Consider the following 17,359-nt stretch of genomic DNA (forward strand, 5'->3'; position numbering starts at 1 on the left):
GATGGTCCGCATCCTTCCCCAGACCAAAGCGGCGGCGGTCAATCCGCTGAAGTCATCGCAGCCATTGGGTGCCGCCTTGGCCTTTCTTGGCGTCGACGGCGCGATGCCATTGTTCCACGGCAGCCAGGGGTGCACCAGCTTCGCCCTCGTGCTCTTCGTGCGACATTTCAAGGAAGCCATCCCCTTGCAGACGACGGCGATGGACGAGGTGGCGACGATCCTCGGCGGGGCAGACCATCTGGAAGAGGCGATCCTCAATCTCAAGGCCCGCACAAAGCCAACGCTGATCGGGGTCTGCACCACGGCGCTGGTGGAAACCCGGGGTGAAGACTGCGCAGGCGATATTGCCAATATCAGGCTGAAGCGCAGGGAAGAACTCGCGGGTACGGAGGTGGTGCTAGCCAACACACCGGATTTCGACGGCGCGATCGAAGAGGGCTGGGCCAAGGCTGTCACCGCGATGATCGAAAGGATTACGCGGCCCGGCGAGCAGGCGCGGCAATCGAAGAAGATCGTGATCCTGCCTGGTTGGAACCTCACTGTGGCTGATATCGAGCATTTGCGTGAGATGATTGAAAGCTTTGGACTGAAGCCGGTGATTCTGCCGGACATCTCCGGCTCGCTCGACGGTACGGTGCCCGACCGCTGGGTCACGACCACCTATGGCGGCACCAGCGTCGAGGATATCCGCGAGCTTGGCACGGCCGAGCGATGCATTGTCATCGGTGAGCATATGCGCCGCCCGGCCGAGCTGCTGCACAGGTTAACCGGCGTGCCTTACGTGCTGTTTCGGTCGCTGACTGGATTGAAGGACGCAGACCGGTTCGTCTCGCACCTATCGGCGGTTTCGGGCGCGGCGGCGCCGGCTGGGGTACGCCGTCGCCGGGCGCAGTTGCAGGACGCGTTGCTCGACGGACATTTCCACTTTGGAGGTAAGAAAATTGCGATCGCTGCTGAACCAGACCAACTCTACCAACTCGCGAGCTTCTTCATCGGCATGGGCTCCGAAATCGCGGCGGCGGTCACAACGGCCGCTATGTCGAAAATTCTGGAGGAAGTGCCGGCGCAGTCGGTTCAAATCGGCGATCTCGGCGATTTGGAAGCGCTTGGCGCCGGCGCTGATCTTCTCGTTACTCATTCCCACGGCCGCCAGGCGGCGCAGCGCCTCGGCATTCCGCTCATGCGGGTCGGCTTCCCGATCTTCGACCGGCTCGGGGCCCAGCACAAGCTCACAATCCTCTACCAAGGGACCCGCGACCTGATCTTCGAGGTTGCCAACATTTTCGAAGCCAACGGGCACGCGCCGACGCCTGAGGCGCTTGATCCACTCCGTAAGCGAGAAATGCCAGATGAGCTCCGTCCGTCGCCTCTCGCTCGTCACTGACCAGGTTCACGCACCGACGCCGGAACGCCAGGCCGGCGCATTGCGCGTGGCGATCGCCACGCAGGACATGAAGAACCTCAACGCCCATTTCGGGTCGGCCAGGCGCTTTGCTGTCTACGACGTGATGCGGGAGGAGTGGAATCTCGTCGAAGCCGTGGCCTTCGATGACGTTTCCGACGAGAGCGGGAAACACCGAACTGAGGGCGATGACCGCATCACCCCGAAGGTGGAGGCGCTGAAGGGCTGTCATCTGCTGTTTTGTCTGGCGATCGGCGGACCTTCGGCAGCCAAACTTGTTTCCGCAAAGATCCATCCGATCAAAGTGCCGCAGCCCCAGACCATCCAAGAGGTGCTGTTGCGCACGCAGATGATGCTCAGGACGTGTCCTCCCCCTTGGCTGCGCAAGGTGCTGGCGAAGGCAGGTGTCGCTGAACAGAAACCCTCCTTCGAGGACGAGGACTGAAATGAGGAGGAGGCGAAATGTCTGAAGCCGCTGCTACCCCTGCTGTCGCCGAGGACGAGGCGGCCCTTGCCACCCCGTTCGTCAAATGCCTCGTGCGGCTAGTCCGGGCTCATGATTCCCACGGGTCTTGGGAAGGCAAATCGAACACCGAGCTGCTGGGCGACTTCATCATCACCAGGGAAAAGCGCCGTGCGATCCCGATCATCGGCGATCCCGATCCGGACGTGCTGTGGAGGCTCGAGATGTTTTACACTGCCGTCGGGCTTGCGATCGAGGAGCGCTCCGGCCTGATCGCATCGCCGATGATGGAGATGAGCCATGAGGGCTTCGGGCGCGTGCTTCTCACGGCCGGGCGGTTGGTCGTTCTGTCGAAGACCCTGCGCGATGTCCACCGGTTTGGTTTCGAGACGTTCTGGAAGCTCGCCGCGGCCGGTACCAAACTGGCCGGCGATGCCACCGCAGCCATTGAGGCTCATCCCGAGGTGGCGCGGGCGTGATGGAACCGATTTTCGGTCAAGGGGATCATGTCAGGCCTTGAGGACATGCGATGGCCAGCCCTCTCAATCGAGGCGGTCGAGGCCGATGTGGTTCTTGGGGTAGCGCTGATGAAGCCACTGGTCCTGATTTGTTCGCAAGATGCGGAGTTGTATCTGTTCCTCAGCCACATTCTGGGGGTGGACGGCTTCACGAGTGAGCCGGCGGGTGGCGTGGACGAAGCTCTCGAATTGGCCGATGAACGGGAGATCCAGGCGGTCGTGCTGGACTGCGGGCCGGCAACCGCGACAGGCTCCGCAATCTGCGCCCGGCTCAAGGGAGAGCCACGGACCGGCGGCCTGCCCGTTATTGCCATGATCGCGCCGGGCGCCGAGAACCAGCACCTCGATCTCTTGAAGGCAGGCATTGACGAGAGCTTTGTGCGGCCCTTCGCGCCGGCCAAGCTGCTTGACTGTCTACGCACGAAGCTGGCGCTGCCACAGCCGGGTTCAAACGGGATCGAAAACGGCAGCTGGCTCTGCTGCGGCAGCCTTGAGATGAAGCTCGATGCTCACCGGGTTCGCGGTAATGGCCACGACATCCATCTCGGACCTCTCGAGTTCAACCTGCTGCGGCATTTTCTTCAGGCTCCCGGCAAGGTCTTCAGTCGAGACGAACTGATCGACGCGGCCTGGCCGGACAATATCCATATCGGTGCACGCACCGTCGACGTCCATATCAGCCGGATTAGAAAGGCGCTGAAGGCGGCCTCGCCAGGTAGCGTCATCCGCACCGTCAGGTCGGCCGGCTACTCGCTCGAGAAGCCGGACGAGTAGATTGGGCAGGGGTGGTGCCACGCCCCATCTGTCGTCTTGGTCCGGGCAGGTCTTGCAGCTTCGAAACGCGCTACGGGCGCGACATACTTAGAAAGAAGCAGTCAGATGGCCTTCAAAAGCCTGCTCAGTGTAGCGGGAGCTGACCAGTCCGACCAGGACGTCAGAACAGCTGCGAGCTTGTGCGCCGAGGTCGGCGCATATTTGTCCGTACTGATTATCTCGCCTCCGCGGCTCGTTATGTCGCCTCCGCCGCTGGGCGATGGCATCCCCGAGTGGCCTAGAAATCGCGCACACGCCATTGCCGCACTGGAAAAACGGTACAGGCAAATCGAGAGATTTTCACAGGACATAGCCAGTCTGGAACAAACATCCAGAGAAATTCACAAGCTGCTGAGAGCCACGTGGCGGTGCTATGATGTCGATATCGCCAACTGCGATCAGGCCAGCGTCGGTGACGCGGTGCGACAGCGGGCGCTCTGCAACGACCTGACAATCCTCGGCCCCGCACTTCTCAACGACATTAACGTCGGACCCCTTGTTATCAATGGCAGCCTGTTCGATACCGGAAAGCCGGTGCTTGTCGTGCCGGAGGGCGCTGAGGCGACTCTGTCTCCACGGCGCGTGCTGGTCGGCTGGGATTCGCGAGTCGAGGCGTCCCGTTCGGTTCGGGAAGCGCTGGATCTGCTATCCGGTGCTGAGGAAGTTCGTGTCGCACTAGTCGATCCGGAGGCGACCTGCACCGGAAACGGTACCGAGCCGGGAGCCGACATCGCTGCCTATCTCACTCGGCACGGTGCTCGGGTGTCGGTTGACCGGCTGGCGAGCGCCGGCAAACCGGTGGCTATGGTGCTCGCGCAGCACGCAATCGACACGTGTGCCGATATGATAGTCATGGGGGCTTATGGCAGCCGCCGGCTGCGCGAGCGGCTCTTCGGTGGCGTGACGAGATGGATAGTTGGGAAGCCGCCATTGCCGCTGTTTTTGGCTCGCTGACGGATTCCGAAGCAGCACCGACGCTGTTCGAAACTCTACTCACTGGGTCACTATCCTGATGCCAAGTCGGAGAAAGATCGCGGCGAACGTGCAAGCTTCGCGAAGCTTCTCGGAGCCAATCTGCACGCGCCGCCCGAGAACATCCGCGCACGCCTCTAACGCGCGCGCGGGGTGGTTCTGCTTCTGCTCCCCCGAGTTGGTCCGTGATGCTGAGACCAACGTCCGGGCAGAGGTATGGGCAGTCCTCAATGCAGCCACGATCACGGCGCAGGTCGGCGTCAGGTCAAAGAGAGTCGTTCAGCGCGGCAGGGCGAGTTCGGACCCGTAGCGGCATCGTATGCGCGCTATCACGATCTCCTCATTACTGGCCGGGAGCTTAACAACGCAACGACCGTGCCGTGGCCGACCCCCAACTTCGAGTCGGAACGGCTGGGCTCCTGCCGCGGTCGGCGGGAATCGATCGCATAAATCACGTTGGCATGGTCTAGAATGGCAGGCGGTTAGGGGTGAGGACGGCCGCATCTTCAGCGTTTTCAGTCGGTCCGGCTCAACGCGCGTGGCGACCGAGCGGTCTTTGGCCGGTCAATTCCGACAACGCTCACATTCGCTCCAGGCGGTCCCTGTAGGGCTTGTGCACAGGGACACAGAACGACAAAAGCAGGTTCACCGGGCCGGCGCATGCCGGCACTCATCCTGGCCCTCTTCGCCACGATCATCATCGTCAATCTGGTGATGACGGTACTCGCGACCCGCAGCCGGACATGACCGGCTTCGTCGCGAAGAACTCCGGGTCGCGAGCCAGGAATTCAATCGCAAAGCGGGAGAGGTAGGGCAGAGGCGATGCTCGGATGGAGCGGCCCCTGCAATCGCAATGGCGTTCCGCTACCACCTGAGCGACCGAAACGGCAAGAAGCTCAAGCAAGGCTTGAGGCGGACGATGATCACGAGCGGGCGGTAGCCAACGCAGTCATGATGTCATCTGCTCGTCCCTCAGCCAGAATATATGTCGAGTCATCCGTGGCCACGCATCTCTGGCGACGCGAAGCGCCTGATGCGTGTCCAAGACCTGACAGTGGCAGAAAACATGTCGCATTCAATACAACCGGCTATCTTGGGCACCCCGGAAGTTTTTTAAAGTGTAATCAAGCGTTTACTGCGCGCTGAGCGCGTTGGCACGGCCTTTGCGAATTGAGACTCAGCAACACTGAGAAGGCTGACTGCACGCAGATGCGCAAGACGAGCGATGCTCTCCCTTCCTTGAACCCTCGTTCCCCGTCTCAAAGGGGGAACAAGCTTGCGCACAAGGTCACGCAACCTTTGGCAACAGCTTTGGAGAGCAAAATGGTGTTGCGGATGGGGTCACCGGCTCCTTCGATCAAAGTCGAGGACTGGCTGCGTGGCGAGCCTCTTGCGAACTTCCAGCCCGGCAAAGTCTATATCGTCGAATTTTGGGCAACTTGGTGCCGGCCAGGTGTGGCGGAGATGCTCCATTTGATGCGGCTGCAGGAGAAATACAGGGACAGCGGAGTTGAGGTCGTTGCAGTCGCGGATAATGAAGACGCTCCAACGGCCGTTGAGGCTCGCACCAAGTTAAACGCTCGGTTGACCGAAAGGTGCTCGAATCTGAACTATCGGATCGCGTTCGACTACACAGGCGAAATGAACAAGCTTTGGATGAAACCCAGCTTTTCCGCCAGGCTTCCGACCTCGTTCGTGGTCGACCGAGACGGCCAGATCGCCTTTATCGGTCATCCAAGTCAACTCGATGAGATTTTGCCGGAAGTGCTCAACGGCAGCTGGCGCACCAGCGACAAAGCGAAAGCCGCTGATACGGAGCGGATCGCCAAAAGCGAACCCATGGCGCGCGAACAAACGTTGGAGAAGCCGATCGATGACAGATTCTGGGCGGCGGTGAAGTTAGAAGATTGGAAGACGGCGCTCTGGGCGATCGAAGAGGGCATCGCTTTGATGCCGGACGACATCAATTTCCGCCTGGCTCATGCGCATCTGCTGCTTCACAAAATTCAAGACATGTGGACCGGCTTGCCCGTCATGCGCCAATTGGTTCGCGACGCGATCGACAAAAACTCCGAGGACTGGATGGTTTCGGCGATAGACCAACTTTTCCACCCGGCTAATGACCATTCGCGCCTTCCCCCTGCCGAGCGCTTCGCGATGGGCAAGGAACTGTCCGAACACATCCTGGCACTGAATCCCCCGCAAGGCGACAGCCCTAAGTACCGGTCTTATCCGGCTGCCGCCCGGTACTATCACGATAACGGCAACAACGATCGCGCGATCGAGTTGGTCGAATTGACGCTGAAGTCGCTGGACGGTCCGGAGCCTATCCCGGACGAACTGAAAGAGCACCTTCTACCAGATTTGCTGCAGGCCCTGGCCAACTACAGAGGCGGGAAGGTTTGTTACGGCGCTCTATGTGCGGCTCCGCAAAACAAGCTTCCCGGAGGTGCCAAAGCGCGGCCGGGCGAGAAGAATACTTAAGAAGGGGGGTGGTCGGAATGTTTACTGGCCGGTTCATCCATTGCCCTGGCCTGGCCGCAGCAAGCAGGCACCATGCAGCACTGGGCGGATCGTTTGCAGCAGGTTCGAGGTTCGTATCTTGCGATGACCTGCGGCCGCATCGCGGCGGCAGTGATGTTCGACGTGAATTCTGGCCGTGGTGGAAGACCTCGCAGGACGTGTTCAAGGTCGGCCACTGGGACGTCCATTGCGTGGAATCGGCCGCCCCGAGCCGGGCGCCGGCTGCGCAAGTCTGCCCGAAGTAGGCGTCCCCGAAAACAGACATCGTGCTTCGAGGGAGAGGACTGAAATGAGGAGAAGGCGAAATGTATGATGCCGCGGTCAGCCGGGCTATCAACGAGGACGAGGCGGCCCTTGCCATGCCTTTTGTCAGACGCCTCGTGCGGCTGATCCGTGCTCAGGAGTCCTACGGCTCATGGGAAGGCAAATCGGACGCCGAGCTGCTGGCCGACTTCATCGTCACCAGAAAACAGCGCCGTGCGATCCCTGTCATCGGAGATCCCGATCCGGACGTGCTCTGGAGGCTCGAGAGGTTTTACACCGCCGTCGGGCTTGCGATCGAGGAGCGCTCCGGCCTGATTGAGATGAAACCCATGGGGGCTTCGGACGATTGCTTTTCACGGCCGGGCGTTTGGTCGCTCTGTCGAGACATCCACCGGTTCGGCTTCGAGACGTTCAGGAAGCTCGCGGAGGCCGGTACGAAACTGGTCGACGATGCGACTGCAGCCATTGAAGCCTATCCCGACGAGGTAGGGGCGTGAAGACACCGATTTCAAGGAAGGATCTATGTCAAAGCTACATGAGATGGGGAAGAAAGTCCGAAAGCTTCAGCTGCGCGCGGCAGTTGCCAAGATGAAATTGCGCGACCTTGCAGAGAATCTCCCGGGAAAATGGACGGAGATAGAGGAAGTTGCCGAGGAAACGTCGGCCGTTTTTGCCGAGTTGGATGGTGCCAAGAGAGAGCTCGCTGCAATGAAGAAGTTACGATGACGAGCACATTTACCACCCGCGACGGCTCCGGATGGGTGCCGGAATATCTCACCGCTATAGACGGCACGACCTGCATCGGCTGCGGCCGCTGTTTCAAAGTCTGCTCGCGCGAGGTCATGCATCTTTACGGCGTCGATGACGCGGGTGAAATTCTGGGCGTCTGCGACGGCGAAGACGACGATTTCGATGGCGAGCTCAATCGCATGATCATGGTCGTCGATCATGCCGGCCGCTGCATTGGCTGCGGAGCCTGCGCCCGCGTCTGCCCGAAGAACTGCCAGACCCATGTTGCGGCCGACCAGGTCGCAGCATGATCTGAGGAGACAACCAGGAGAACGGCGTTGCCCTTTAGAATCTTTTGTCGCGTCCTGGGAATGGTCCTGTGCAGCACCGCCCTGACCGTCTACTTCGCTTCTCATTCCGTCGGCACAGTAGTCGTCACGACGCTGGCTTGTTCGCTGCTCCTTCAGGTAGCCTATTTCGCAGGCGTGCTCTTTCTGATCTGGCGGTCTGGCTGCGCTAACAGAGCTGGCGAAATGGCTGAGCATTTCGGCAGTTCCAAGGACCTTGGATTCCAGCCGCCAGACCATGATGAGTTGACGAGTGAATCTGCAGATTTGCTCCAAAATCAAATGCTCGCCATATCGCTGCTGCTCCCTTGAGGCCGGCCGTGACAATATAAGAGCTCGGATTCCCGCCACTTTCCATGAACCATGGACATTGGGCTGATCGTTCAAGAACAGGTGTGCTTGACTTGGGCGGAGGTGACCGCATCCCGGGACGTCTAATGGCGCGAGATGCAGCTCTTGGGTTCCGCAGGCATAATAGCCGTCGCAGCAGGCCCGGATGCTGGCTGCTTCGTCTCGAGGACAACCGAGGCGCTGGAAATACTGTGGGGTCCTGCTGCAACGTCCGACAACGCAGCTGGCTTCAAATCAGAAAAGCCATGCAATGACGGTGCGTAGCTGGTCAGCTTCGATCACCTGTTGCTGGAGAAAACATGCTGGAAAGTTCGAACGCTATCCGCTCACCTTTGGACCCACGTCCATCGAGAAGCTCGACCGCCTGGGCAAGCACCTGGGGGCAAGGTGGAATCTACGCCAAACGCGAGGACTGCAACTCCGGTCTCGCGTTCGGCGGAAAAAAGCTGCGCAAGCTCGAATACATCATCCCCGACGCGATCGCGTCAAATGCCGATACGCTTGTCACTGTCGGCGGCGTCCAGTCCAACCACACGCGGATGGTCGCCGCGGTCGCCGCCAAGATCGGCATGAAATGTCTCCTGGTTCAGGAGAGCTGGGTTCCACATGAGGATGCCGTCTACGACCGGGTCGGCAACATTCTCTTGAGCCGCATCATGGGCGCAGAGGTGCGCCTGGTCGACGGGGGCTTTGACATCGGCATCCGCCGCAGTTGGGAAAAGGCCCTTTATGAGGTCAAGGCAAGGGGCGGCAGACCCTATGCGATACCAGCCGGGGCGTCTGTTCACCAGAATGGCGGCCTCGGCTATGTAGGGTTCGCGGAGGAGGTGCGCGCCCAGGAGAAACAGCTCAGGCTTGCCTTCGACTACATCGTCGTTTGCACGGTCACGGGTTCAACGCATGCCGGCATGCTTGTCGGATTCGCCAAGGACGGTCGACAGCGCAAAGTGGTTGGTATCGATGCCTCTGCCACCCCCGCCCAAACCAAGGCGCAGGTGCTAAACATTGCCCAACATACAGCGAAGCTCATCGATCTCGGAACGGACCTCGTTGAGGATGACGTGGTGTTGCTCGAGGAGTACGCACACCCGTGTTATGGCATTCCGTCCGAGGAAACCAAGGAGGCCATCCGCCTGTGTGCGCGGCTCGAGGGTATGATTACCGATCCCGTCTACGAGGGCAAATCGATGCAAGGGATGATCGACCTCGTCCAGAAAGGCTTCTTTCCGGAGGGGGCGAAGGTCCTTTACGCGCATCTCGGGGGCGCGCCGGCGATCAACGGTTACGGCTACACCTTCCCCAACGGCTGACGCTCGACAGATTGCGTTGCGCCGTCCTGCCGTGCCGGCGATGCGCTCAAAGTTCGTTTGATAGTCCGCTCGGCAAATTGAGGAAGCCAGCTGTCGACTGCTGTCAAGGCGAAGATGGCCGAGTTTATTCGAAACGTCTTAACCGGCGGTGTCAAGAAAGCCAAAGGACACCATTCTGGACGTTATGCAGGACCAGAGAAGTGGGAGTCATAACAGATGATTTTACCGGAACTGCGCTCTGCTATCCCAGCAGGCAGAGTTTTGGAGATAACGACGGCCACAGGATGCATCGTCGGATGTTCATCCGCAAGACAAGTTCGCGGACCAGCAAAGAAAAGTATCTCATTCGAAGCATCTTAGTCTTGAAGATTACAAGCGCTGTCTGGGGCGCGTACCAACTTCCGTCGACATTAGTTTTGCCGGGTACTCCGAGCCTTGGCTCCATCCGGACTGCACCGAAATGGTCGAGCACGCTTCCGCCAGAGGCCACGCCATCAGAATTTTCACGACGTTTGTGGGAATGAAGAGCCGGGATCTACAACGCTTGCAAGCGTTGCGCTTGAGAGTATTCGTTGTCCATGTTTTCGATGATGGCGCCTATATGAATAGCCGCCTCGTGAAAGACAAATATCTCGATTTGATTCGTCAACTGGTCTACGCAGACATCTCCTCGATTCGCTTCGTAGTTTGGGCGAGGTCCATCCCGATATCGTTGACATAATCCCTGCCGAAGCGATAGTTCGCACGCGGCCGTTGAGTAGCAGGGGTGGAAGCGGCTGGCGCGCAGCCGTTCGATCATCTCGACAGTCGCTGCAGACGTCGGCTGGCGCAGTCGATGCGGCCTGGATGAGCGATCCTGCAATCCCGCCGATCCTTCCCGGCGATACTGATCAACCCATTTTCGAACCGTCCGCGGGCAGACGCCTGCGGCTTCGGCAACGGCCTAAGGCGTCTGCCCGCCCTCGACCTGCCCTACAATTCGCTCTCGACCACGCGGCTTTAGCCGGTGATTCTTATCGACGTTCATCCGGTCCTCCGAGAATCACTGAAGCTTCGACAACCTCAGCTTTCCGGTCTGGACCGGATGGACAACCTGCTAGACAGCGATGACGGAGCAAGCACGGGGGCCTTGGCGCAGCATTGTTCAGCCACCTGGCCAGCGGTTGAGTTCCAGCAGGATACCGTTGGCCTTGAAACTCTAAAGAGGTGAATCTATGCCAAAGGGTGGCAAGATCACATCTGATACGACGGTCGGCATCTTAGGTTCGAGCGGCCACTGGTCGAATGCCGTCGGCCACTTGGGCATTTAATCGCCAACCAGTGTTCCTGAAGCAGCATCAGCAGTCGCTTCATTCCGGTATGAGACGACCATCGTCGTCGGCAAGTTCGCCGCAAGCTTCCGAACAGGGACGGCGGGGCTTAGCGGGATGGTGATGCCGCGGTCCTGCAGCAACGATCGGACCTGAGTTGATCCCCCGTTCTGCGACTGATGAGTCCGCTTCTGATCCGATGGATCGCTTGAAGATCGAGCTGCTCCGCCGTCTTTGCTGGTACAAATCTCATTGTGGTCGCTGGACAGCTTCTGCAAATCGCCTCAGCGTCAACATAGTCGTTCTTGTTGCCCTTCAGGAATGGCCGCACGAACTTCGCCGAGATAAGGCGCGCATCGCGACTAAGTGCGATCAAATCGCGAGCGAGACGGGCTTCCAAAAGACGCTTCCATTGCCGACGAGAGCGGAACTCACGCGTGACATGTACCGAAGCCGTTGGCTTCGATTGAAGCGCTCCGCGCGACAACGGCTCCTCGGCGGTCGAGGCCGATGAGACGGAACCAGGTTTGCCGACATCGATGCCAAACGTAGCGATGTTCATAATCTCCTCCTATCTCCTCCATCTTGCTGCGACGGATACATTAGCGCGACGCTGGTGGGGCGAACCATTCCACTAAATACGCACGGTTCTGATGCCTTCGGAGATGAAGCGGCTGAAACAGCTCGAGGAGGAGAACATGCACCTGAAGAAGATCGTGGCCGATGCCGGATCGCGAGATGCTGCAGAATGTCGTCAAGCGAAAGCTTTGAGGCCTGCTCGGAAGCGGGAACTGGTCGACGGAAAATCTGTAGCCATGGTTCGTTCCCGTCCGGTCCCGGCCGAAAACCGGGATCTTGTGATGTGACCTGTGTGCGGTGACCCGCTCCCGTGTCCAGCGATTGCCATGCCCAGTCACCAGGCCGTTGCGGTTGAGAATACCAGCGATCAGATCATCGTTGGCGATCAACACCAGGAGGTGCTGTTGCGCTGCCCGCGCCGCCGGCTCGGCAGGCGCAGCTCGGTATAGGCGCGGCCAATCCAATGGATCAGCAGGACGATTTCGGAGGCTTCATCATCGATATTGGCGATCACCCTCCTGGATGACGGTGTGCACCATGCGCTTTTTCAGCCTGGCATCCGTAGTCGGCGCCGTCAGACGGTGCGAAGGTCGAACGCAGCGATATCCTTTCCCATCACTGGTGACGGTTCCAGCGCCGCGGGATCAAGCGCGGAGATCTTGCTCTCGATCTCACTGACACGGATGAGTGCCTGGTTCCAATGCGCTTCCATTTCCGCCGCGAACGGCTGGTTCTCGGGATTGGCCCGGTTGGGGGCGCAGCGGGCAGCTTTCAGATCCCGACTGAGGGCGGCCCGGCCCTGGTCACGACGATTTGGCAGCTCGCACCTCAGCCTCGGCAGCAATCGCTCCCAGCTCCGAGAAACTCAGGAGCGCTTCCTCAACCGCATCATCGACGCGCAGTCCGCCAAAGGCGGTGCATCGCGCCCCGCCATTATCGAGCAGAGCCCGCCAGCAGGAATAGCGCGGATGATATTTGGTGCCCGTGTACCGCACCGTGAGCTTGCGGCCGCAGCGCCGCCAGCGGAAAAGCCGGGCCAACAGAGCGTCGCCATGCCTGGGAGTCCCGTGATGCCGGCTCGTGGCACGTTGTCGCTCACCATCTTGCGAATCGCCTCTGTCCTTTCTTTAACTGCCATAGCCTTCATGGCTGTCCAGGTCAGCGCCAGCCATTCCTCACGCGTTCTGCGTCGATATCTGCTCGAATGGCGGATGCCAAATCCCGGCGCGACACGACTCTTACCATAGGCGTAGGCGCCGCCGTAGATCGGATTCTCGATCATCCGGTTGATGTCGCATAAGAATCCTTCTCAAGGCGATCACCGACGTTCACGAAGCCACAGGGGCTGCGACGACAAGTTCGCCGCGGCGGGCCTTCTCGTAGCGGGCAGACAGCGAATGCTGGCGCAAAAGATCGAGTTCAACTCGTTGAGACTGCCCTTCAATCCCAGCAGCAGCCGATCATTGCCTGACGCGGCGCATAGACCGCCTCCTGGTCGACCAGCACGGTATCGACGACACGGCACAGCTCTATTAGCTGCCTGCCGGTCACGCTGTTGCAGGCAAATCGCCACACCTCCGTGCCGCAACCGCCCAACCTTGCAGAGACAGACCTCGGCGACCATCCGATCGAAGCCGGCCCGCGTGCCTAGCGCGGTAAAGTCGACGTGCGGAGCAGTTGTGATGCACGAACTCTTACTGAGGATCCGATCGAACATCGACCAGGAAAGCTCCAGCCAGCGATCCGATACCCGGCCAGAAAGACTTCAGCGGAAAACCTCTGCAATATTCTTGTCAATCACTTCATGAATATGGACCTGGCGACCCGCACAAGGATGCCATGCATAGAGAAGCTCGCGCTCCGGGCCGGTCCCGTGGGTGTTCCGTCGCTGAGTCGTACAACGAGCAACGTCCTCATGGCGCGATCGGCAATTAGGTCCCGCTCGCGCTTATGAAAACGGGTGACGCAGCCAGCCCGTCACCCTGATCTGGAAAACTCCAAAGCCCCGCGGTCCAAACATTGGGATCGGACCAGCGCAGGTCGAGGCTGTAATCGCCGCCGGTTGAAAGTCCTAGCAGGTCCACCGGTACCAAAACGTTGCAACAGATCCTTCAACTAAATTCACTGAATCTTTGCGACCGCAGATCGCTGACAATGATACATTCACCATAAGGTCTGAGGTCAGGCACGGCTGAAAAAGCTGATGCCGATTTACGCTCGAACCGCCGCATAGTACGCAATGTCGGGATCAACAACCAATGGCAACAAGGGCGCTCATTCTGGTCGAAGGCGATCCAACAGGTAATGGCCTGCTATATGTCCAAGCGGCCCAGCGTCTTGGCCTTCATCCAATTACCCTGTCGGCTGATCCGGCTCAGCAAGACTATCTTGCGGCGGAAGGGCTTGAGGCAATCCGTCTCGATACAGACAATCTCGATGCGCTGATCCGCGAATGTTCCCATCTAGGGGCCACTTATGACATTGCTGGTATCACGTCCTCCCTGGAGGCGTTCTATGCGACAATTGGCAAGCTCTGCCGGTATTTCGATCTACCGGGACCGAATCCCGCATCCATTGAACGATGCTGCGACAAATTCGTTCAACGTCAACTCCTCGCGGATGCCGGCGTTCCAGTACCTGCTTATCGTTTGGCAGCCAATGCGACCGACGTAAAAAGCTGTGCCGCGGAAATCGGCCTGCCGGTGGTTCTTAAGCCGGCGGTGGGCGCAGGGAGCAGCGGTGTCCGATTATGCCGCAACGCCGATGAGGTGGCCGAACATACAACCTATCTGTTGGGCGGGCAGCACATCTGGCGGTCTTCGCCGAGGATATTGGTGGAAGAATTCGCACAAGGTCTATATTATAGCGCTGACATAATGGGAAATGAAGTCATTGGGATTGAGGCTGCTGAGTTCGGCCCTCCACCGCATTTCGTATTCCGTCAGTTGACCTTTCCGGCTCCCCTAACTGACGACGAGTATAAATGTATCGCTGATGTTTCGCTGATCTGTTTGCGAGCTCTCGGCCTTGGCTGGGGGCCAACGAATATTGAATTCCGGTGGACGAAGCATGGCCCAGTCGTCATTGAAGTCAATCCGCGTATGCCGGGTGGGCCCAATCCTAAACTGGTTCGGCTGGCTTACGGTGTCGATCTCGTTACCGAGCACGTCAAGCTTGTCGTCGGCGAGGAATGGGATTTGCGCAGAAGGCATTCGCAGACTGCGGCCGCGCGGAACCTACTTCCTGATCGCGATGGCACGCTCGATTGGATCGGTGGCGACAGTCAGGCAACTGCTGTACCAGGTGTCGCCGAGGTCAAATTGTTTGTTAAACCCAAGACGCCGATCGTCAGGAAAGGCGATTACCGAGACTGTATCGGACATGTCATCGCCAGTTCACCCACCCTTGCTCAGTCCGAGGCGATTCTTCAGCGTGCTGCCACCTTAATCAGCTGGTCGATCACACCATTTTCGACCCTCGGGAAACAGGAACAATCTCCGGCCCCTCATCTCGCCCCTTCAGCGCAGGTGGCTCCAAGTAAGGGTGTTAATCGAGAACAGGAGACGGACGCAGATGGATGACGACCGAGCGTAAGGAATTCCGATCAAGCTGATTTTGGCTGAGGCATGATGCTGTTGCGGCGAGCAGGATTTGACGCACCAACAACCTCAGCCAGTTGAGCTGGAGGCGGAAGTGTGGCCTGGATGCGCCACCGGGTGCGGGCGATCCAGCTCAAGTACCGGAAGAGCGGCAAGACCATCCACGGGAGCTACGGACCCCCACGAAACGACATGTATGGTGGGCCAACGGCCGACGCTGGTGGCGCAACAGTGGGATGGCCGTCAACTCGGTCTTGACGCTCGAGTGGATAGACGCTCTCGGCATCCCCGTCTCGCCTGACCTCAACCCTTCGAACCGCCGGGTGCGGACCCGCATGCCGTGGATGTGGCAGGGGCGCGGTCAATAGTGACCGCCCCCATGCCGCCAGGTGCAACGCGCCAAGCCATAAGCGCGCTTGAGGCATGATATTACGGGCGCGGAAGTTGCGTAGCTTGCGATAGACCCAATTGCTTCGGACGATGTCCTCGATCCTGAGGCCGGCTTTCTTGTGGACGGAAACTAACTCTTATGACCGTGGTCAAGAATGATGGATGACCTTTTCGCCCTATGCCTTTTGCCACAGGTTTTGTTTGCCATTGATGAGGGCAACACGGAGACGGGATGGGCCTTGAGACGACGGTTGATCTAGCTCTTATCCGCGGGTTGGTTACCGCACTTCCGTAATCCGTCCTGGGGCTATCCCTGTCTAGTATCGGGCGTTGGGCTGATGCCCGGGCACATAGTTAGCACGGGAGTTCCCCACCGTGGCCACATCCCGTCGCCGTGCCGCCCGGTTTTTTCCGCCGGGAGATCCGGCGCGGGCAGAGCCTCAATCCGGCGGCGCCCGCGCCGCGGGCGCGCTTGTCGGGATCCTGATCTTCGATGAAGAAGCGCACTGCATCTCAACGCACCGGTTCGACCTGGTGGCCGATGGCCCACAGGAACGCCGCCATCTCGCGCGCGATCGCCCCAACGACGATGGGTTTGCCCGCAGCCATCAGGCGCCGGTAGCGGGCGCAAAGCCGCGTCTGCACCCTCCAGGCGATCTCGCGCACCGCCTTCGGCAGACCCTCGAGTGCCTGACGCGAATGGGCTCCGTCACCCTGGCGGGATAGCGGTAGGCCAAGGCGCCTTCGATCAGGACGCGGCGGGCGCGGCGATTGCCGGCCAACGTCAGGCCGCCGCGCTTTACCGTGTTGCCGGTCGAGCGCTCCGAGGGCACCAGGCCCAGAAAGGCCATCAGCTGCCGCGGAGTGTCGAACCGGCGGACATCGCCGACTTCGCTGACGAAAGTGACGGCGACGATGAAGGACACACCACGCAGCGCCTGATAGGCCGCGACCACCGGCGCCATCGACCAGCTCGGCACCAGCTCGGCCAGTTGCGCATCCAGCCGCTCCAGCCGGTCCTGCGGATCGGTGATCACGTCGACCTGGTCTTGGAACACGATCTGCTTGGCCGGATGGTCGAACTTTTGCGCCGCCAGCCAGCGGGCATCGGTCCGGGTCCAGTTCTTGCGTCCGGTAAAGACCCGGCCATGGCGCAGCAGGAACGACAGAAGCTGCTGGTGCTTCTTGCGCAGATCCTCGCTCGCCGCGGACCGCACCCGCACTAGATCGCGCACCGCTTCATGCACCGCGTCTGGAACCCAGATTCCCTTCAATTCTCCGGCCCGCAGCAGCCGCGCCAGACTGACCGCATCGCGCCGGTTCNGCTAGATCGCGCACCGCTTCATGCACCGCGTCTGGAACCCAGATTCCCTTCAATTCTCCGGCCCGCAGCAGCCGCGCCAGACTGACCGCATCGCGCTGGTTCGTCTTGACACGCTCGCCCGGGCGCTTGGGGATCAGCGAGGGCGCACACGACATCGCAGCGCTGACCGAGCTCGACGATCTGCGGGTAGAGCCCGTAGCCGGTCGGGCCGGCTTCGTAACAGAAATGCAGGCGAGGATGCTTTTTCTCCAGCTTGCGCACGAAGCGCTCGACCGCCGCCGGCCTCGCCTCGATCTCGCCGAAATACCGGACCTCCCCATTGCGGCCACCCTCGGCAACCGCAATGGCGTGCTTCGCCTTCGACACATCGACACCGACGTNCCGGACCTCCCCATTGCGGCCACCCTCGGCAACCGCAATGGCGTGCTTCGCCTTCGACACATCGACACCGACGTCAAAAACGCT

The 17,359-nt window shown here is 59.9% G+C and carries 14 protein-coding genes and 5 pseudogenes; 13 read left to right on the plus strand and 6 right to left on the minus strand.

Annotation, left to right across the window (positions count from 1 at the left end):
• Nucleotide 1 precedes the first annotated feature (1 nt).
• The 11 genes and pseudogenes from nifN (at nucleotide 2) to X741_RS01000000166625 (ending at nucleotide 9,692) form a co-directional block, all read left to right on the plus strand.
• A complete protein-coding gene (nifN, locus tag X741_RS151360; RefSeq protein ID WP_023778204.1) occupies nucleotides 2-1,384 on the plus strand; it encodes a nitrogenase iron-molybdenum cofactor biosynthesis protein NifN in 1,383 nt (460 codons plus the stop codon).
• Nucleotides 1,350-1,847 carry a nitrogen fixation protein NifX gene (gene nifX, locus X741_RS151355; protein WP_023778205.1) on the plus strand — a complete coding sequence of 166 codons (498 nt, stop codon included), beginning with the start codon at nucleotides 1,350-1,352 and terminating at the stop codon, nucleotides 1,845-1,847. The genes nifN and nifX overlap by 35 nt, the downstream gene beginning before the upstream one ends.
• Before the next feature lie 17 nt (nucleotides 1,848-1,864).
• Nucleotides 1,865-2,344, plus strand: a complete 480-nt coding sequence (locus X741_RS151350) for a NifX-associated nitrogen fixation protein (RefSeq protein ID WP_023778206.1) — start codon at nucleotides 1,865-1,867, stop codon at nucleotides 2,342-2,344.
• A 27-nt stretch (nucleotides 2,345-2,371) separates the two neighbouring features.
• Nucleotides 2,372-3,157, plus strand: a complete 786-nt coding sequence (locus X741_RS151345; RefSeq protein ID WP_031250093.1) for a response regulator transcription factor — start codon at nucleotides 2,372-2,374, stop codon at nucleotides 3,155-3,157.
• Nucleotides 3,158-3,262: 105 nt separating this feature from the next.
• Entirely contained in the window at nucleotides 3,263-4,150 is an 888-nt protein-coding gene (locus X741_RS151340; protein ID WP_023778208.1) for a universal stress protein, read from the plus strand.
• A gap of 1,341 nt (nucleotides 4,151-5,491) precedes the next feature.
• Nucleotides 5,492-6,652, plus strand: coding sequence for a TlpA disulfide reductase family protein (locus X741_RS151330; protein ID WP_023778210.1), 1,161 nt, complete (start codon nucleotides 5,492-5,494; stop codon nucleotides 6,650-6,652).
• Between the two features lie 344 nt (nucleotides 6,653-6,996).
• Nucleotides 6,997-7,452 (plus strand): NifX-associated nitrogen fixation protein, encoded by a 456-nt coding sequence (locus X741_RS01000000166620; protein ID WP_032927909.1) that lies wholly within the window; start codon nucleotides 6,997-6,999, stop codon nucleotides 7,450-7,452.
• A 25-nt stretch (nucleotides 7,453-7,477) separates the two neighbouring features.
• Nucleotides 7,478-7,681 carry a CCE_0567 family metalloprotein gene (locus tag X741_RS151325; RefSeq protein WP_023778211.1) on the plus strand — a complete coding sequence of 68 codons (204 nt, stop codon included), beginning with the start codon at nucleotides 7,478-7,480 and terminating at the stop codon, nucleotides 7,679-7,681.
• Nucleotides 7,678-7,995: a ferredoxin III, nif-specific gene (fdxB, locus tag X741_RS151320; protein ID WP_023778212.1), complete on the plus strand. Its 318-nt coding sequence runs from the start codon at nucleotides 7,678-7,680 to the stop codon at nucleotides 7,993-7,995. The genes X741_RS151325 and fdxB overlap by 4 nt, the downstream gene beginning before the upstream one ends.
• 27 nt (nucleotides 7,996-8,022) lie before the next feature.
• Nucleotides 8,023-8,343: an exopolysaccharide production repressor protein gene (locus X741_RS151315; RefSeq protein ID WP_023778213.1), complete on the plus strand. Its 321-nt coding sequence runs from the start codon at nucleotides 8,023-8,025 to the stop codon at nucleotides 8,341-8,343.
• Between the two features lie 289 nt (nucleotides 8,344-8,632).
• Nucleotides 8,633-9,692: pseudogene (locus X741_RS01000000166625) on the plus strand (1-aminocyclopropane-1-carboxylate deaminase).
• 535 nt (nucleotides 9,693-10,227) lie between these two features.
• Here X741_RS01000000166625 and X741_RS1000000170920 read toward each other — a convergent pair.
• Nucleotides 10,228-10,620: pseudogene (locus X741_RS1000000170920) on the minus strand (leucine zipper domain-containing protein); the annotation flags it as partial.
• Nucleotides 10,621-11,652: 1,032 nt separating this feature from the next.
• Between X741_RS1000000170920 and X741_RS1000000170925 the strand changes: the two are divergent.
• Nucleotides 11,653-11,802 (plus strand): annotated as a pseudogene (locus X741_RS1000000170925) (IS3 family transposase); the annotation flags it as partial.
• Nucleotides 11,803-11,966: 164 nt separating this feature from the next.
• On the opposite strand, the gene X741_RS1000000171470 reads toward X741_RS1000000170925, so the two are convergent.
• Genes X741_RS1000000171470 through X741_RS1000000170385 form a run of 3 tightly spaced genes read right to left on the minus strand, consistent with a single transcriptional unit; the run spans nucleotide 11,967 to nucleotide 12,621 of the window.
• On the minus strand, nucleotides 11,967-12,095 hold the full coding sequence (locus tag X741_RS1000000171470) for a hypothetical protein (protein WP_023778216.1): 129 nt from the start codon (nucleotides 12,093-12,095) through the stop codon (nucleotides 11,967-11,969).
• 60 nt (nucleotides 12,096-12,155) lie between these two features.
• Complete coding sequence (locus X741_RS1000000169780) at nucleotides 12,156-12,425, minus strand: hypothetical protein (RefSeq protein ID WP_156937893.1); 270 nt, start codon at nucleotides 12,423-12,425, stop codon at nucleotides 12,156-12,158.
• Nucleotides 12,385-12,621, minus strand: coding sequence for a zinc ribbon domain-containing protein (locus X741_RS1000000170385; RefSeq protein ID WP_023778218.1), 237 nt, complete (start codon nucleotides 12,619-12,621; stop codon nucleotides 12,385-12,387). The genes X741_RS1000000169780 and X741_RS1000000170385 overlap by 41 nt, the downstream gene beginning before the upstream one ends.
• A 1,218-nt stretch (nucleotides 12,622-13,839) precedes the next feature.
• On the opposite strand from X741_RS1000000170385, the gene X741_RS1000000168410 reads away from it, so the two are divergent.
• On the plus strand, nucleotides 13,840-15,162 hold the full coding sequence (locus X741_RS1000000168410; RefSeq protein WP_084018601.1) for an acetyl-CoA carboxylase biotin carboxylase subunit family protein: 1,323 nt from the start codon (nucleotides 13,840-13,842) through the stop codon (nucleotides 15,160-15,162).
• A 382-nt stretch (nucleotides 15,163-15,544) separates the two neighbouring features.
• Here the strand turns inward: X741_RS1000000168410 and X741_RS1000000169785 are convergent.
• A pseudogene (locus X741_RS1000000169785) lies at nucleotides 15,545-15,701 on the minus strand (ISNCY family transposase); the annotation flags it as partial.
• Between the two features lie 594 nt (nucleotides 15,702-16,295).
• Nucleotides 16,296-17,314: pseudogene (locus X741_RS0134810) on the minus strand (transposase); the annotation flags it as partial.
• Between the last annotated feature and the right edge of the window lie 45 nt (nucleotides 17,315-17,359).

This window comes from Mesorhizobium sp. LNHC221B00 (assembly GCF_000502935.1).
Classification (GTDB): domain Bacteria; phylum Pseudomonadota; class Alphaproteobacteria; order Rhizobiales; family Rhizobiaceae; genus Mesorhizobium; species Mesorhizobium opportunistum.

Bases quoted from the DNA above. Each gene is read 5' to 3' on its own strand.
- X741_RS151350 (WP_023778206.1), top strand. From the start codon at position 1,865: ATGTCTGAAGCCGCTGCTACCCCTGCTGTCGCCGAGGACGAGGCGGCC.
- X741_RS151345 (WP_031250093.1), top strand. From the start codon at position 2,372: ATGTCAGGCCTTGAGGACATGCGATGGCCAGCCCTCTCAATCGAGGCG.
- X741_RS151340 (WP_023778208.1), top strand. From the start codon at position 3,263: ATGGCCTTCAAAAGCCTGCTCAGTGTAGCGGGAGCTGACCAGTCCGAC.
- nifN (WP_023778204.1), top strand. From the start codon at position 2: ATGGTCCGCATCCTTCCCCAGACCAAAGCGGCGGCGGTCAATCCGCTG.
- X741_RS151325 (WP_023778211.1), top strand. From the start codon at position 7,478: ATGTCAAAGCTACATGAGATGGGGAAGAAAGTCCGAAAGCTTCAGCTG.
- X741_RS01000000166620 (WP_032927909.1), top strand. From the start codon at position 6,997: ATGTATGATGCCGCGGTCAGCCGGGCTATCAACGAGGACGAGGCGGCC.
- nifX (WP_023778205.1), top strand. From the start codon at position 1,350: ATGAGCTCCGTCCGTCGCCTCTCGCTCGTCACTGACCAGGTTCACGCA.
- X741_RS151330 (WP_023778210.1), top strand. From the start codon at position 5,492: ATGGTGTTGCGGATGGGGTCACCGGCTCCTTCGATCAAAGTCGAGGAC.
- fdxB (WP_023778212.1), top strand. From the start codon at position 7,678: ATGACGAGCACATTTACCACCCGCGACGGCTCCGGATGGGTGCCGGAA.
- X741_RS1000000168410 (WP_084018601.1), top strand. From the start codon at position 13,840: ATGGCAACAAGGGCGCTCATTCTGGTCGAAGGCGATCCAACAGGTAAT.